Source organism: Cryobacterium sp. TMS1-20-1 (genome assembly GCF_004402355.1).
In the GTDB taxonomy this organism is placed as follows: domain Bacteria; phylum Actinomycetota; class Actinomycetes; order Actinomycetales; family Microbacteriaceae; genus Cryobacterium; species Cryobacterium levicorallinum.
The window spans coordinates 26,038-40,969 of record NZ_SOGF01000023.1 but is presented as its reverse complement, the minus strand read 5'-3'; the positions used below and the strand labels follow the sequence as shown (position 1 = coordinate 40,969).

The following is a 14,932-nucleotide window of genomic DNA, read 5'->3' as shown; positions in this document are numbered from 1 at the left end:
GTACGCGAGGCACGATGCTGGACTTCGGCGCCGCAGTGTCTGTTGCCAGCAACCAACCTGGTTGCGTCCCGGAGTGGGTCGGCTATCGGCGGGGAATTCGTTAGAGACGAATGCGACGGTTGATGACGTTCTCGGCGCTCTCGCGCATGGTGTGGTTGCGGGCGCGGGCATCCGCTCGCAATCTCTTGAAGGCTTCGTCCATGTCGACGGTGCTGAGCTGGGCGATGACCCCCTTGGCCTGTTCAATCACGATGCGGCTGTTGAGGGCACGTTGCAGCTGTTCGTTGACCACGGCGTCTTCGCGCACGGTGCGTTCCTGCAGAATGCTGATCGTTGCAACGTCAGCCATGGCCTGGCCGATAGCAGCGTCTTCGGGTGTGACATCGCCGGTCTCGGTACGGAACAGATTGAGAGCGCCGATCGCCCGGTTACGTACCCGCATGGGAATGGCGTGCACCGAGCGGAAACCCTGGGACAGCGCGGCCGCCTTGAAAACGGGGTAGGTATCGCCGGAAGCGGCGATATCGCCCATGGTGACGACCTTGCCGGTGAGGTAACAGTCAACGCACGGCCCGGCGCCGGCCTGCTGTTGCAAAACTTCGACGAGATAACTTTCCTCGCTGGTTGAGGCGACGACCTGCAGCTCGCCGCTCGGATCGGCCAGCAGGAGGCCAGCAGCTGAGGCGTCGAGCAACTCAACGCATTCCTCGACGAGGGTGTGCAGCACGTCGAGAACGTCATATTCGCCCACCAGAGTGTCCGTCAACTTCACGAAGGCGGCGCTCACCATCGAGGCGCGAGTCTGAGTGACCATGGGTTAATTCTATGACCTTTCCTGTTTTTTTACTCGGTTTCCGGCGTGAACTGCAACCGCCGCGCAACCACGTCACCGGCGATCGTGCGCACGGTCTTGCCGTGCGCAAACGCGTGCCCGCGCAGGAGTAGCAGCGCATCCGTCGGCGTGACATTCATCTGCACGAGCACCATGCCGGTGGCCTGATGAATTTCCCGCCTCGACAGGGGAGAAGCCTCCGTAATCGTCGCTGACGCGGTGGATTCCTTGACCCGAAGCAGCCGATCCAACAGGTTCCAGGCGGTTTGGTTGGCCAGGACCAGTGCTTTCGCTCGGTCGGTGCGATCCAGAGCTCCGGAGGTGGTGCTGTAGAGCTCGACGATGCCCACATCGAGCGCGCCGAGGGTGAGTGGAAAAACGTAGAGCGCCTCCACCTCGGTGTCCAAAAGTGCCGAGAAAAAGACCGGCCAGAGCGGATGCTCACCCTCGCGCACGCGAGGTTCCAGCACGGGAATGCGCGTGCGCGCCGCCTCCCACCGGGGGCCTTCGCCCAAATCGAACTGAAGCTCATCGAGGCGAGCGGCCAGCCCATCGGTGGCGCAGACGACCGTTTCGGGAACGGCCCCGCCAAACACCGAAACCGCAGCACCGGTGACCGGCAACGCGTCGAGAAATTTGGCGCACAGCGCCACGTCTTCGACGCCACAATCTGAGCTGGACAGTTCAGGCACGATCGACCGGCCTCCAGACCTAGGACGACAGCTTGCTGGTCTTAAGGATACGTGCCATCGGTTGCGGCAACAAGGACAGCGGATGAGCTTTTGCCGAGCTCGCAGCACTGGTTTATCTGCCGCAGCATTCGTTTAATTGCGTGTCAACCGCAGTGCAGCCAGTAGAAGCTCTGCGCACCCAGGGTGAGCGTGAGCGATCCCTCGTCGTTGAAGCTCGGAAAGACTGCTCCACCGAACAGGTCGTACAACCGCGTTCCGGCCATGTCGACGTCGTCGATCGTGAACGCGACCGGGTTGTGCGAGAAACTGAACACGCACAGCACGGTTTCGGGCTGGTCGCCGAACATTGAGCCGGAGCCGGCGTAGCTGCGGGTGAACACCAACACCGATTCGTGGTTGGTATTGAGCACGCGGATCGTGCCGAGTCCGAAGGTCTGGTGTGCCTTGCGCACGTGGATCACATTGCGAATCCAGTGCAGGAGCGACCCAGACTGGGCCAGCTGCGACTCCACGTTGGTCTGAGTGAAGTTGTAGACGAGGGACTGCACAACGGGCAGAAACAGCTTGCCCGGATCGGCATCCGAAAAACCGGCATTGCGGTCGGGGGTCCACTGCATGGGCGTGCGTGAACTGTCCCGGTCGGGCAGCCAGATGTTGTCGCCCATGCCGATCTCATCGCCGTAGTAAAGAAACGGGCTGCCGGGCAGGGCAAACAGCAGGGCGTGGGCCAGTTCCAGCTCGGCCCGCGAATTGTCGAGCAGCGGAGCGAGCCGTCTGCGGATGCCGATATTGGCGCGCATCCGCGGGTCGTAGGCGTACCAGCCGTACATAGCCTGCCGGTATTCCTCGCTGACCATTTCGAGGGTGAGCTCGTCATGGTTGCGCAGGAATACGCCCCAACCGGCGCCCTCGGGGATGTCGGTCGTTTCGGAGAGCACGCGCACCAGTTCGTTGGCCTGCTGGGAGCGTAAAGAGTAGAAAATGCGTGGCATGACCGGAAAGTCGAACGCCATGTGGCATTCCGGTTCTTCCTCGGTGCCGAAGAAGGCGGCGACCTCGCGGGGCCATTGGTTGGCCTCGGCGATCATGACTCGGCCAGGATAGTCGCGGTCGACCATGGCCCGCAGACGTTTGACGAACTCGTGAGTCGGCGGCTCGCCCTCACCGTTGCCCTCTTCGGACTCGAACAGGTAGGGGATCGCGTCGAGTCGAAAGCCGTCGACGCCGAGGTCGAGCCAGAAGCGGATGACGTCGAAGATCGCCTCCTGCACGGCCGGGTTTTCAAAGTTGAGGTCGGGCTGGTGCGAGAAGAAGCGGTGAAAAAAGAACTGCCGACGTACCGGGTCGAACGCCCAGTTCGATTCCTCGGTGTCGGTGAAGATGATGCGAATGTTGGGATACCGCTCGTCGGTGTCACTCCAGACATAGAAGTCGCCGTAGGGTCCATCCGGGTCTTCACGGGACTGCTGAAACCATTCGTGCTGGTCCGAGGTGTGGTTGAGCGGAAAATCGATCACGATCCGCATGTTCCGTTCGTGCGCCTTGGTGACGAGATCCTTGAATTCCTCGAGGGTACCGAACTCCGGCAAAATCGTGCGGTAGTCGGCCACGTCGTAACCGCCGTCTTTCAGCGGAGAGTTGAAGAACGGCGGAATCCACAGGGCGTCGATTCCGAGCCATTGCAGGTAGTCGAGCTTCGATACCAGCCCGGAGAGATCGCCGGATCCATCGGCGTTGCTGTCTACGAAGGAGCGAACCATCACCTCGTAGAAGACGGCGCGGCGATACCACAGCGGGTCGAGGGCCAATCCGGGTAACTGAATGGGTGCAGTGAAACTCACGGCTGTCCTTCCGTCCCCGCAAAGGGCTCTCTCTCGTTGCGCGTCGTGGCTTGAGTCTAGATCGAGCGATCCGGTTCAAGTCCAGCTTTGCGGAAGTCTCCCGCCTAAACTAGGGCCGGTGATCGTTTCTTCTCCCTACGACAAAGTCCTGGCTGGCCTGACGGTGCGCGAACTCACGGCAAGCGTTCTCGGCGCCGACGGGCGAAGCAGCGCCACCCATTACTGGGTATACGGCGACCCCGCTGCCACGACCACTGTGGTTCTCGTGCACGGATTTCGCGGCGATCACCACGGACTGCAACTGGTCGTGGCCGAGCTGCTCGGTGCCGGTGAATTGCCCAGGGCCGTCGAAACGGATGCCGCAGCTCCCGCCCTGCGCATCATCGCATCGGACCTGCCCGGGTTCGGCCGGTCGGGGCCGCTCCCCGACGGGGACCATTCCCTGGCCGGATACTCCCGTTGGCTGCGCGAATTTCTGAAGGTACTGGCCCCCACGGGGCGTCTGGTCGTGCTCGGGCATTCCTTCGGGTCGATCGTGGTCGCCGCGGCCGTCGCCGAGGGGCTGGCCGCCGACGACGTTGTTCTGGTCAACCCGATCGCCGCCCCGGCATTGTCCGGACCGCGCGGAATTCTGACCCGACTGGCCGTCTTCTACTACTGGGCCTCAGCATCCCTTCCGGAGCGGTGGGGCTACGCCCTGCTGCAGAACCGGGCTATTGTGCGGGTAATGAGCGTGAGCATGGCGAAAACGCGGGACCCGGCGTTGCGGCGCTGGATCCACAACCAGCACGATCGATACTTCAGCGCCTTCGCAAACCGTCAGGTGGTCATGGCGGCGTTCACCGCTTCGGTCAGTCACGACGTGAGCGAATTTGCGGCACGCATTCGGCAACCGACGCTGTTGATCGCGGCCGACCGCGATGACATCACACCGCTCGCCGCGCAATATCGGCTGCAGAGCTTGTTCCCGAACGCGACCTTGCGCGTCGTCGACAACGTGGGTCACCTCATCCACTATGAAACGCCGAAACCGGCGGCCACCTACATTCGTGAATTTCTTGCCGAGGAGCGACCGGAGTGAGAATCGTGGTCGACTGCCGGTACGTCCGCTTGGATCAGCACGACGGCATCAGCCGGTACACCGCTGGTTTGGTGACCGAACTCGGCCGGCTGCATCCGCTCACCATGCTGATCAGCGACCATCGGCAACTGGCGATGCTGCCGGCCTTGCCGTGGCAGCTTGTGCGGGCACCGACCAGTCTGCTCGAACCGCTGATCGCGCTGTCGGTCAACCGGTTGAAGCCCGACGTGGTGTTCAGTCCGATGCAGACCATGGGCTCGTGGGGCCGCAAGTATCGGCTGTTTCTCACCGTGCACGACCTCATTTATTACCGCAACCGCACACCACCGCGTGACCTGCCCGCGTTTATCCGTCTGCTCTGGCGGGCCTACCACCTCTCCTGGTGGCCACAGCGGATGCTGCTCAACGGCGCCGACGGCGTCGTGACCGTGTCCGAGACCACCCGGACGCTGATCGCAGAGCACCGGCTCACCCGGCGACCGGTCACGGTGGTGGCCAACGCCGCCGATCCCGCTCTGGGGGCGGTGCGTCATCGCAGCATTCCGGAGACCACCCGGCTCGTCTACATGGGCTCGTTCATGCCGTACAAGAACCTCGACACCCTGGTTCTGGCCATGGCCGACCTGCCGGAATACGAGCTGCATCTGCTCAGCCGGGTGTCCGCAGCCGAACGTTCCCGGCTGAGCCGCCGCGCCCCGCAGGCGCGCCTGGTCTTTCACGATGGGGTCAGCGATGCCGATTATCACCGGCTGTTGCGCTCGGCCACCGCACTGGTGACCGCCTCGTTCGATGAGGGCTTTGGAATTCCGCTGGTCGAGGCGATGAGCCTCGGCATCCCCGTTGTGGTCAGCGACATTCCCATTTTTCGGGAGATCGGCGGGGTCGCCGCCCTGTATTTCGACCCTCGCAGCGAGAATTCCATTGCTAAGGCTGTTCGGCGCCTCGCCGAGCCGGGGGAGTGGGCGGCCAGATCGGCCCAGTCAGTCGATCAGGCGGCGCGGTTCACCTGGGCCGCTTCGGCCCGAACCCTGCTCGAGGTATTGGAAGGTACCGAGCCCCCGGCATAGCCGTTCGCGGTCCGTGACCTAATGCCGTGAATCGACCGAGAGTTGCCTGAGAATTCGCTATTCATCAAACGATGACACGATTCGGCCGGCGCCGCCCCAGCACGGAAAGCGGGTCGGGTCTCTCTCTGCTGTGGCCCCGCGGCATCCACCCGGCCTGGATCATCGCCGCCGTGGCCTTTCTTGCGCTCGTCGGTGCGGCTGGATTCCGTGCGGCCCCCGGAGTGCTCATGGTGCCGATCGAGGAGGAATTCTCCTGGTCGCGGGGGGAACTCGCGGCAGCCGTTGGGGTGAACCTGCTGTTGTTCGGTCTGACCGCGCCGTTCGCCGCTGCCCTGATGCAGCGATTCGGCATTCGCGGAGTGACGACGGGTGCGCTCTTCATCGTCGCAGCGGGAAGTGCGCTCAGTACCTTCGCCACGTCACCGTGGCGCCTGATGCTCACCTGGGGGGTGCTGATCGGCACCGGAACGGGGTCGATGGCCTCTGCATCATCGCCGCGGTGGTCAGCGTGAGCATTCGCCGCGGATCCCCGACCGGCGATGCCGTTCCAGCGGCCAGGGTCAACGCCGACAAATTTGAGTAGCGGCGCGGGTCACGCGTGCAGGGCTTGTGGCCTCGGGTAAGGCGCCAACTCTGGCCCCATGGTGCTCGCCGCTGGCGAAAACGAAGGGGCGAAAAGTGGCACCTCGCTCCGCTGAGGCATTCCACTGAACACGAGGTGCCAATTTCAGCGCCCTAAAGGCGCCCGCAGATCAGCTGGAGGCATCACAGCACCGGCGACGAGCCGCGGTCGCCCGGCTCGCGCATCGCCGCATCGAAGTGGGTCAGCAGCAGCTGATCGTCCGCCCAGGCGAAATCGTGCACGGACCCATTGGCGATGTACTCGCCGTGCCGAGGGCGGTCGCCGTCCGTGAGGTGACGCAGCAGCGTTCCGATGATGCCGCCGTGACTCAACACGAGAATGGATTGGCCAGTATGCCCGGCGGCAAGTGCTGATAGCGCAGCGAGCACCCGGTCAATGACGTCGCGGCGGGTCTCGAGTCCGGGAACGGCCACACCGTCAGGAAAACGGTACTGACGCTCGGCGAAGGTGAGGCCCTCGATGGCGCCGTGGTGACGTTCGGTCAGGGCGGGAACCACCTCGGGTTCCGCCAACCCGAGCTCCGCGGCAATGATTCTGGCCGATTCCGCAGCGCGCATCAGAGGGCTGGTCACGATGGCATCCCACTGCCTGCTCTGCAGACGCTCAGCGGCGGCGACGGCTTCGGCGCGCCCGGTGGCGTTGAGAGGAATGTCGGTGCGGCCCTGGATCCGCTGGTTCAAATTCCAGTCGGTCTGGCCATGACGCACAATGGCGAACCTGGTCACGAGTGATTGCCCCGATTCACCGGTGACTCCCGGGGCCGCGCACAAGCGCGGTCAGCCCAGCAGCCGGTCGGCCAGTGCGGCGAGGGTTTCACTGGTTCCGGCCTCGAGCTTGTGCAGGGCTCGCCCGTCGCCCTTGGTCACCCCACGGTTGATCACGATGATCGGCAGTTTGCGGCGCCTGGCCTGCTCGACCAGACGGATGCCCGAATTCACCGCGAGCGACGACCCGGCGACGATCAGGGCATCCGCAGCCTGAATCAAAGCGGCTGCCTCCAGAAACGTTTCCGTCGGCACGAGTTCACCGAAAAAGACCACCCGGGGCTTGAGCATGCCGCCACAGACCGTGCAGGCCGGCACCACGAAGTCGTCGATGTTGCCGACGTCGGCATCGCCGTCCGGAGCGATTCGGATGCTGTCCGAATCACGCAGAACCGGGTTGTCGGCCTCCAGCCGGGCAGCGATGCTATCCCGGCCGAATGCCTGCCCGCAGTCCAGGCAGATGACCCGGTCGAGGGACCCGTGCAGTTCGACGACATGGCGCGATCCGGCCCGGGTATGCAGTCCGTCAACGTTTTGGGTGATGACCCCGGCAATGGCGCCGGCGCTTTCCAGCTGCACGAGAGAACGGTGTCCGAGGTTAGGTTCGGCCCGTCGAAACACGCTCCAGCCCAGGTGGCTGCCGGCCCAATAACGTTTGCGGGATCGTTCGTCGGCGACAAAGGTCTGAAAGGTCATCGGCGTGCGCTTCGGCGCGCCTTCCCCGCGATAATCGGGAATTCCCGAATCGGTGCTGAGGCCGGCGCCGGTGAGCACGGCGGCGCGCTTGCCGCGCAGGAGCGTGGCGACGGCATCCACTGCCCGCTCGGAATCGAGGGCAACCGCCGAGGCGAGCGCGGCGTCGGCGTCGGGGGCGTCGGTGGGCTCGAGCGCGTCCACCAGGACCGTGTCGCGGGGCACGACCGAGTCGGCAGTCATCGGCGTTCCTTTCGGGCAAAGACGGGCAGCAAAAGTTGGTGGTCCCTTGATTCTAAACTCGTCTGTTTTCCCGTTTGACTACCCACCTGTCAGGCTTGAGCTCAATATCCCTTCTGAAAGGCACTTTTCCGTGCAGATCACCCGCATTACCGACCTGTCCAGCCCGGGTCTCGCCGACTATTCGCGTTTGACCGACGTCGCACTGCGACGAGTGCTGGAGCCGGCCGGCGGCCTTTATATCGCCGAGTCACCCAAGGTCATTGCTCGTGCTCTTCGGGCCGGCCATCGCCCGCGCTCCCTACTTATTCAGGAACAGTGGATGCCCGACGCCGAACGATTGCTCGCCGACTGGCCCGACGTTCCGGTTTATGTCGGCGACGCGAGCGTGCTGGAACAGCTGACCGGCTACAACCTGCATCGCGGTGCCCTCGCCGCGATGCACCGGCCGGTGCTCGAGCCGGTCGAGGCGCTTCTCACCCAGGCCCGCCGCATCGTGATCCTCGAAGACATCGTCGACCACACCAACGTCGGGGCCATCTTTCGCTCCGTGGCCGGGCTCGGCGCCGATGCCGTGCTGATCACCCCGCGCTGCGCCGACCCGCTCTACCGGCGCAGCGTGCGCGTGAGCATGGGCACGGTGCTGCAGGTGCCGTGGACCCGCCTCCCGGAATGGAGCGTGGCCACCCCGCTGCTGCACGCCGCCGGTTTTCACCTCGCCGCGCTGGCGCTGGCCGACAATGCGGTCTCCCTCGACGTGTTTGCCGAGGCGCCGCCCGAGCGGCTCGCGATCATCCTCGGTGCCGAAGGCGACGGGCTCAGCCAGCACGCGCTCGAAGCCGCCGACACGGTCGTGACCATTCCGATGCTGCACGGCGTCGACTCGCTCAACGTTGCCTCCGCGAGCGCGGTCGCGCTGTACGCGCTGCGCACGCGGGCGTGAGCGCGCCGACCCGCTGAGCGCGACGAAGAAGTTAGGCTGAGCGGATGTCTCCCTCCCGGCGTGTCACCCTCCGACGGCGTCGACTCGCCGTCGCCAGCGTTCTGCTCGTGGTGCTGGGCAGCGTCGGCTATGTCGGCGCCACCACCCTGGCTCCCGTTCCGGAGAGCGCTGCCACGATCGTGCAGCCGGCGGCGCTGACCCAACCAGCCGCCGCTTTGGTCTGGCCGACCTTCGGTGAAAGCGCGATCGGCGCAGTCGGTTTTCCCGGCGTGCTGGCCTCGAGCGGCGAACAGGACACGGTGCCGATCGCGAGCATTACCAAGATGGTCACCGCCCTCGTCATCCTCGATGCCAAACCGCTGGGCGCGGGGGAGGACGGCCCCGCGATCACTTTCACCGACGCCGACGTCGATATCTACTACGAGGTGATTGCCGAAAATGGGTCGGTCGCGCCCGTGGTCGCCGGAATGGAACTGACCCAGCGGCAGGCTTTTGAAGCGATGCTGCTGCCCTCGGCCAACAACTATGCGGCGTCTCTCGCGGTGTGGGCGTTCGGCTCGACCGACGGCTACCTGGCGGCGGCGAAAACCTGGCTGGCCGACAACTCACTCAGCCAGACCAGCGTCGCCGACACGAGCGGCATCTCGTCGTTGAGCGTGAGCACTCCGGCCGACCTCGTTGAGATCGGCAAGCTCGTCGTCGGTCACCCGGCGCTGGCCGAAATCGTCGCCCTGCCGTCGGCGGTGCTGCCGGTCATCGGCACGGTCACCAACACCAACAAGCTGCTCGGTCGCGACGGCGTCGACGGTATCAAGACCGGTACAACGGATGTCGCCGGTGCCTGCCTGCTCTTTTCCACCGATTTCACCGTCGGCGACAACACGGTCACGCTCGTAGGCGTGATGCTGGGTGGCGACACCCACTCCGAACTCAATTCGGCGATCGCGGCGCTGATCCAGAGTGTGCAGCCCGGGTTCCACGACGTCGTCCTGGCCGAGGCCGGCACCGTGTACGGCAGCTATAGGACCCAGTGGGGTGACGTGAGCGATATCGTCGCCGCGCGGGCGGCATCCGCTTTGGTCTGGTCAGACTCACCTATTTCGGGTTCCGCGACGGCGACCGATTTGCAGCTGGGCCGGGCCGGCGACGACGTCGGCGAGTTGTCGTTCACGATCGGCACGGGATCTCCGGTGACGGTACCGCTTGAACTCCAGGACAGCGTCACCGATCCCGGCCCGGCCTGGCGCATGGGCCACCCGGGCGAACTCGCCGCCGGCTGACCCGCCCGGCTGCCCACCCGCCCGGCCACGACCTGCCCCGTCTAGTGGACCGAAATGCGGGTCAGACGCGGGGGGGCGTGGAGGGGCCGGCTTTGGGACGCTTGGGCAGGACGTGATCGCCGGAGGACTGGTGGCGCACCCGGCGCAGCACCCACGGCACGAGGTACTCCCGCGCCCAGACAAAATCTTCGGTGCGGGCCTGCCGCCAGGTGGTTCCGGGCATGGGCTCCGGCTCGCTCGGCTCGAGCGAGTTCTTCACATTGAGGGTCTGCAACACCATGCGCGCCACGGTGTGGTGCCCGAGGGCGTTGAGGTGCAGCCGGTCGGGCGCCCACATGCGCGGATCCTGAATTTCGGTGAGCTGCCACATGTCGGCCACGATGCAGTCGTACTTCGTGGCAATGGCCCGGATATTCTCGTTGTAGATCGCGACCTTGCCGCGAATGCTACGAAACACGGGAGAGAATCCCACGTCGGCTCCGGTGAACAGCACGACCGTCGCGCCGTCCCGGGAGAGCCCGGAAACCACCTCATCGCAGCGGGCCGCGATGAAATCCGGGTCAGTTCCGGGGCGAATGACGTCGTTGCCGCCGGCCGAAATCGTGATCAGGTCCGGGCGCAGGGCCAGCGCTGGCTCGATCTGTTCGTCGGCGATCTGCCGGATGAGTTTGCCGCGCACGGCCAGGTTGGCATAGGCGAAATCATCGGTCCCTTCGCTCAGTACCTCGGCGACCCGGTCTGCCCAGCCCCGGTGCCCACCAGGGCTCTGCTCTTCCGGGTCACCGATGCCCTCGGTGAACGAATCGCCGAGCGCGACGTAGCGCGACCATGGATGCTGTTGCTTCGTCATCAAACCATTGTGTCTGAACCCTGAGCTATTGGTGCAAACGGTGCCGTCGGCGACGAACGTCGGTGGTCTTTGGTAGATTTGTGAGAAGTGAATACTCCATCGGTTTTCGGTCCCGCGCAGGGAACGAGTGCAGCCGAACACCTGTCGCCGTCCTTCCCCGAACGCGCGGCCTGGGGTACCGCCGGCAAGCTGCGCGCCTGGCAGGCCGAGGCGCTCGAGGCCTACTTCGTGCACGAGCCACGCGACTTTCTCGCCGCGGCAACGCCGGGAGCGGGAAAGACCACGTTTGCCCTGCGCCTGGCCGCTGAACTCCGCTCCCGGCGCACAATCGACCGCATCACCGTTGTCGCGCCGACCGAGCATCTCAAAAACCAGTGGGCGGATGCTGCGGCACGCGCCGGCATCCGTCTCGATCCCATGTTCAAGAACGCCGACCGCAGTTACGGCAGCCACTATCACGGCGTCGTCGTCACCTATGCCCAGGTGGCTGCCCGCGCCGCCCTGCACAAGCAGCTCACCGAGTCCAGCCGCACCCTGGTCATCCTCGACGAGATTCACCACGGGGGAGATGCCCTCAGCTGGGGCGACGCGATTCGTGAGGCCTTCGGCCCGGCCACCCGGCGCCTCTCACTCACCGGCACCCCGTTTCGCTCGGACACCTCGCCGATCCCGTTCGTCAGTTACCTGCCCGACAAACACGGCATCCGTATGTCGCAGAGCGACTATGCCTATGGCTACGGTCGGGCCCTCGCCGACGGTGTTGTGCGCCCCGTGATGTTCATGGTCTACGCCGGGCACATGAAGTGGCGTACCCGGGCCGGCGACGAGATGGAAGCCAAGCTCGGCGAGGGCAACGCCAAGGACATCACCAGCCAGGCCTGGCGCACCGCGCTCGAGCCCAGCGGGCAGTGGATTCCCTCGGTGCTGCGCGCCGCGAACTCCCGACTGACCGAGGTGCGGCGCGGCATTCCGGATGCCGGTGGCCTCGTCATTGCCACGGACCAGACCACCGCACGCGCCTACGCCGTCATCCTCGAGGACATCTGCGGTGAACCGGTCACCATTGTGCTCTCCGACGAGAAGGAAGCCAGCGACCGGATCGACGAGTTCTCCAAGAACACCCGTCGGTGGATGGTCGCCGTGCGCATGGTGTCGGAGGGCGTCGACGTGCCGCGGCTCGCCGTCGGTGTCTACGCGACCAGCGCGGCCACACCGCTGTACTTCGCCCAGGCGATCGGCCGGTTCGTGCGCGCGCGCCGACGCGGCGAAACGGCCTCCATTTTTCTGCCCAACGTGCCCGGGCTGCTCAGCCTCGCCAACGCGCTCGAGCTGGAACGCGATCACGCCCTCGATCGCAGCAATCGTGACGACGGCGACGACGGCATGTACAACCCCGAAGATGCCATGGTCGCCGCGGCGAACAAGGACGACAAGGCGTCAGACGACCTCGGCCTGGACGACTTCACCTGGCAGGCCCTCGACTCGCAGGCCACCTTCGACATGGTCATGTTCGACGGCGACGAATTCGGCGAGCTCGCCGAACCGGGCACCGACGAGGAATTCGACTTCATCGGCATCCCCGGCCTGCTCGAACCGGAACAGGTGTCGGAGCTGCTGCGTCAACGCCAGTCACGGCAGTCCAAACGTTCAACTGACAAACGCAAGGATCCGGTGACGGGGGAGATCGCCCCGCTCGAGCCGCCGCCCCTGTACCGAACCCTGAAGGAACAGCGCACCCTGCTGTCGAGCCTCGTGGGCATGTGGTCCAAGCTCGCCAATGAACCGCACGGCATGATCCACGCGGAGATGCGTCGGATCTGCGGCGGGCCCGCCGTCGCCCAGGCCAGCGTGACCCAGCTGCAGATGCGGATCGATCTGCTGCGCCGCCGCCTCGGCCGCAGCTAGGCCGTCGCGACTGCTCCCACCGGCACGCGAGCGACCAGCAGGGCTGTAAGGATGTCGTCCATCAGATCGTCGACGTGCTCGAGCCCGATCGACAGCCGCACGATGCCGGCGCCCGGTCGTGCATCAGCCGCCACCGGTCGGTGGGTGAGCGAGGCCGGATGCTGCACGAGCGAATCGACCCCGCCGAGCGACACCGCGTGGGTGATCAGTCGCAGCGCCTCGGTGAAACGCACGGCGGCGGCAAAGGAGCCGAGATCGAGCGCGATCAGGGACCCGGCACCGGCGCTCTGCCTGCCGATCAGCCCGTGCGGGTCCTGGCCCGGCAGCCCGGGGTAGAGCACCCGGGTCAGCGCCGGATGGGCGCTGAGCCGGTCAGCAATCTCGCCAGCACTCGTCTGTTGGGCGCGCACCCGAATCGGCAGGGTGCGCAGCCCGCGATGCAGCAGGTATGCGTTGAACGGCTGCAGCAGGCCGCCGGTCAGCGCGCGTACCTGTCGCAACCGCGCCATCCACTCGGCCGGCCCGGACACCGTGCCGCCCATAGCATCGCCGTGACCGCCGAGAAACTTGGTCGCACTGTGCAGCACGAGCGTGGCGCCCGACTCGACCGGGCGCTGCAACACGGGCGTCGCAAAGGTGTTGTCCACCAGCACGGGAACCGAACAGGCAGCATCCGCCACCGCCCGGATGTCCGTCAACTCAAGCGTCGGGTTGGCCGGTGACTCCAGAATGACCAGACCGGTATCCGAACGGATGGCCGCACCAACGCCGGCCAGGTCGGTCCAGGTGACCGTCGTGCCGAGCAGCCCGTTCGCGAGAACATGATCGGTACCGCCATACAGGGGACGCAGCGCCACAATGTGCGGTTTGTCGGCCGTCACGGTGGCAATAAGGGTCGCGGTCAGGGCCGCCATTCCGGTGGCGAAGGCAACGGTGCCGGCGGTCCGTTCCAGGGCCGACAGTGCGTTCTCGAACCGGGCGACGCCCGGTTGCCACAGTCGCTGGTAGACGGCGGAATCGCCTTGTTCCGGCGTGCCGCCGGTGGCGAGGTTTTCGTAGGAATCCCCGCCAGACTCCACTCCGCGCAGCGGATTGGTGGTGGACAGATCGATGCCCGGAACGTGCGTTCCGGCCTCGGTGAGACCGTCCATTCCGGCGTGCACGGCAACGGTTTCGATATGTGACAGCGGTGGCAACATGAGCCAACAGAAACAGGTTCTGCCCTTGAACGCAAGTGACCATGCAGACCCTTGCAAATAATAAAGCCGAATCGCATAAGCTTGCTAGAAATAAGGGAGTCTGCTGATGGAATCAAAGAAGCCGGAACTTGACCGGGTCGACCGTGCACTGCTGCGCGCCCTGTCGGTCAATGCTCGGGCCTCCGGTGCGGCCCTGGCCAGCGAGATCGGAGTGGCCGAGTCCACAGTATCGCTGCGACTGCGTCGGTTGCAGCAGCTCGGCCATATCCGTGGCTACCGGGCCAATATCGACCTGGCTGCGCTCGGGGCCAGCCTGCAGGCGCTTATTTCGGTGCGGCTGGCCAAACATGCTCGGGTGCAGATAGATGACTTTCGGAATGCCGCCCCGCACTGGCCCGGTGTGATCGGGCTCTTCCACACGGCCGGTGCCGACGACTACCTGCTGCACGTGGCTGCAGCGGATGCCTCGCACCTGCGCGACTTTGTGCTGGAACATCTCGCGGAGCATCCGGCCGTCGCCCACACCGAGACCAACCTGATCTTCGAGTATGTCGACGGTGATGGGTGGCAGGACCTGGTGAAGTAGGCCGGTCAGCCACGAGGATTAAAACAAGAACGCCCCCCGCGTGAGCGGGAGGCGTTCTTCGCAAGCTCTATTTAGAGGGCGCGGATGTTCTCGGCCTGAGGACCCTTGGGGCCCTGGGTTACCTCGAACTCGACCTTCTGGTTCTCATCGAGGGACTTGTAGCCATTCGACGCGATCGCGGAGTAGTGCGCGAAAACATCGGCGCTTCCGTCGTCGGGTGCGATAAAGCCGAAGCCCTTTTCAGCGTTGAACCATTTCACGGTACCTGTTGCCATTTGTAAAACTCCTCCAGGAGTGTTAGACCGGCCCCGACTGT

At 65.0% G+C, this 14,932-nt stretch carries 14 protein-coding genes and 1 pseudogene; 7 read left to right on the top strand and 8 right to left on the bottom strand.

Annotated features, from left to right (window positions below; all coding sequences use genetic code 11):
* Nucleotides 1–100: 100 nt before the first annotated feature.
* From E3O45_RS04535 to treS, 3 genes are all read right to left on the bottom strand, one after another.
* Nucleotides 101–814 carry a GAF and ANTAR domain-containing protein gene (locus E3O45_RS04535; protein WP_104132461.1) on the bottom strand — a complete coding sequence of 238 codons (714 nt, stop codon included), beginning with the start codon at nucleotides 812–814 and terminating at the stop codon, nucleotides 101–103.
* 29 nt (nucleotides 815–843) lie between these two features.
* A complete protein-coding gene (locus tag E3O45_RS04530; protein WP_241980491.1) occupies nucleotides 844–1,524 on the bottom strand; it encodes a GAF and ANTAR domain-containing protein in 681 nt (226 codons plus the stop codon).
* A gap of 143 nt (nucleotides 1,525–1,667) precedes the next feature.
* Nucleotides 1,668–3,365: a maltose alpha-D-glucosyltransferase gene (treS, locus tag E3O45_RS04525; RefSeq protein WP_134442086.1), complete on the bottom strand. Its 1,698-nt coding sequence runs from the start codon at nucleotides 3,363–3,365 to the stop codon at nucleotides 1,668–1,670.
* A 118-nt stretch (nucleotides 3,366–3,483) separates the two neighbouring features.
* Between treS and E3O45_RS04520 the strand changes: the two genes are divergently transcribed.
* From E3O45_RS04520 to E3O45_RS04510, 3 genes and pseudogenes are all read left to right on the top strand, one after another.
* The gene (locus tag E3O45_RS04520; protein WP_241985226.1) at nucleotides 3,484–4,446 is read left to right on the top strand and encodes an alpha/beta fold hydrolase; all 963 of its coding nucleotides are present in this window, start codon (nucleotides 3,484–3,486) and stop codon (nucleotides 4,444–4,446) included.
* Nucleotides 4,443–5,513 carry a glycosyltransferase family 1 protein gene (locus E3O45_RS04515; protein WP_134442082.1) on the top strand — a complete coding sequence of 357 codons (1,071 nt, stop codon included), beginning with the start codon at nucleotides 4,443–4,445 and terminating at the stop codon, nucleotides 5,511–5,513. Before E3O45_RS04520 ends, E3O45_RS04515 begins: the two co-directional genes overlap by 4 nt.
* A 71-nt stretch (nucleotides 5,514–5,584) precedes the next feature.
* Nucleotides 5,585–5,995 (top strand): annotated as a pseudogene (locus E3O45_RS04510) (MFS transporter); the annotation flags it as partial.
* A 283-nt stretch (nucleotides 5,996–6,278) separates the two neighbouring features.
* On the opposite strand, the gene E3O45_RS04505 reads toward E3O45_RS04510, so the two are convergent.
* Both E3O45_RS04505 and E3O45_RS04500 read right to left on the bottom strand, forming a co-directional pair.
* Nucleotides 6,279–6,881, bottom strand: a complete 603-nt coding sequence (locus E3O45_RS04505) for a histidine phosphatase family protein (protein ID WP_166789398.1) — start codon at nucleotides 6,879–6,881, stop codon at nucleotides 6,279–6,281.
* Nucleotides 6,882–6,932: 51 nt separating this feature from the next.
* A complete protein-coding gene (locus tag E3O45_RS04500) occupies nucleotides 6,933–7,856 on the bottom strand; it encodes a Sir2 family NAD-dependent protein deacetylase (protein WP_134442079.1) in 924 nt (307 codons plus the stop codon).
* 130 nt (nucleotides 7,857–7,986) lie between these two features.
* Between E3O45_RS04500 and E3O45_RS04495 the strand changes: the two genes are divergently transcribed.
* Both E3O45_RS04495 and E3O45_RS04490 read left to right on the top strand, forming a co-directional pair.
* The gene (locus E3O45_RS04495; protein WP_134442078.1) at nucleotides 7,987–8,796 is read left to right on the top strand and encodes an RNA methyltransferase; all 810 of its coding nucleotides are present in this window, start codon (nucleotides 7,987–7,989) and stop codon (nucleotides 8,794–8,796) included.
* Between the two features lie 44 nt (nucleotides 8,797–8,840).
* Nucleotides 8,841–10,076, top strand: coding sequence for a D-alanyl-D-alanine carboxypeptidase family protein (locus tag E3O45_RS04490; RefSeq protein WP_134442076.1), 1,236 nt, complete (start codon nucleotides 8,841–8,843; stop codon nucleotides 10,074–10,076).
* 61 nt (nucleotides 10,077–10,137) lie between these two features.
* On the opposite strand, the gene E3O45_RS04485 is transcribed toward E3O45_RS04490, so the two are convergent.
* Entirely contained in the window at nucleotides 10,138–10,926 is a 789-nt protein-coding gene (locus E3O45_RS04485; RefSeq protein WP_134442074.1) for an SGNH/GDSL hydrolase family protein, read from the bottom strand.
* Nucleotides 10,927–11,013: 87 nt separating this feature from the next.
* Between E3O45_RS04485 and E3O45_RS04480 the strand changes: the two genes are divergently transcribed.
* Nucleotides 11,014–12,831, top strand: a complete 1,818-nt coding sequence (locus E3O45_RS04480) for a DEAD/DEAH box helicase (protein WP_134442072.1) — start codon at nucleotides 11,014–11,016, stop codon at nucleotides 12,829–12,831.
* Here the strand turns inward: E3O45_RS04480 and E3O45_RS04475 are convergent.
* Nucleotides 12,828–14,030 carry a PLP-dependent aspartate aminotransferase family protein gene (locus tag E3O45_RS04475; protein WP_134442070.1) on the bottom strand — a complete coding sequence of 401 codons (1,203 nt, stop codon included), beginning with the start codon at nucleotides 14,028–14,030 and terminating at the stop codon, nucleotides 12,828–12,830. The genes E3O45_RS04480 and E3O45_RS04475 overlap by 4 nt on opposite strands.
* Nucleotides 14,031–14,136: 106 nt before the next feature.
* Here E3O45_RS04475 and E3O45_RS04470 point away from each other — a divergent pair, with 106 nt between their 5' ends.
* Nucleotides 14,137–14,616, top strand: coding sequence for an Lrp/AsnC family transcriptional regulator (locus E3O45_RS04470; protein ID WP_092107921.1), 480 nt, complete (start codon nucleotides 14,137–14,139; stop codon nucleotides 14,614–14,616).
* Between the two features lie 71 nt (nucleotides 14,617–14,687).
* On the opposite strand, the gene E3O45_RS04465 is transcribed toward E3O45_RS04470, so the two are convergent.
* On the bottom strand, nucleotides 14,688–14,891 hold the full coding sequence (locus E3O45_RS04465; RefSeq protein WP_035840308.1) for a cold-shock protein: 204 nt from the start codon (nucleotides 14,889–14,891) through the stop codon (nucleotides 14,688–14,690).
* Nucleotides 14,892–14,932: the final 41 nt, after the last annotated feature.

What these genes read in the sequence shown, in the direction of transcription:
- E3O45_RS04535 (WP_104132461.1), bottom strand. Translation starts at nt 814, where the DNA reads ATGGTCACTCAGACTCGCGCCTCGATGGTGAGCGCCGCCTTCGTGAAG.
- E3O45_RS04500 (WP_134442079.1), bottom strand. Translation starts at nt 7,856, where the DNA reads ATGACTGCCGACTCGGTCGTGCCCCGCGACACGGTCCTGGTGGACGCG.
- E3O45_RS04490 (WP_134442076.1), top strand. Translation starts at nt 8,841, where the DNA reads ATGTCTCCCTCCCGGCGTGTCACCCTCCGACGGCGTCGACTCGCCGTC.
- E3O45_RS04485 (WP_134442074.1), bottom strand. Translation starts at nt 10,926, where the DNA reads ATGACGAAGCAACAGCATCCATGGTCGCGCTACGTCGCGCTCGGCGAT.
- E3O45_RS04475 (WP_134442070.1), bottom strand. Translation starts at nt 14,030, where the DNA reads ATGTTGCCACCGCTGTCACATATCGAAACCGTTGCCGTGCACGCCGGA.
- E3O45_RS04470 (WP_092107921.1), top strand. Translation starts at nt 14,137, where the DNA reads ATGGAATCAAAGAAGCCGGAACTTGACCGGGTCGACCGTGCACTGCTG.
- E3O45_RS04465 (WP_035840308.1), bottom strand. Translation starts at nt 14,891, where the DNA reads ATGGCAACAGGTACCGTGAAATGGTTCAACGCTGAAAAGGGCTTCGGC.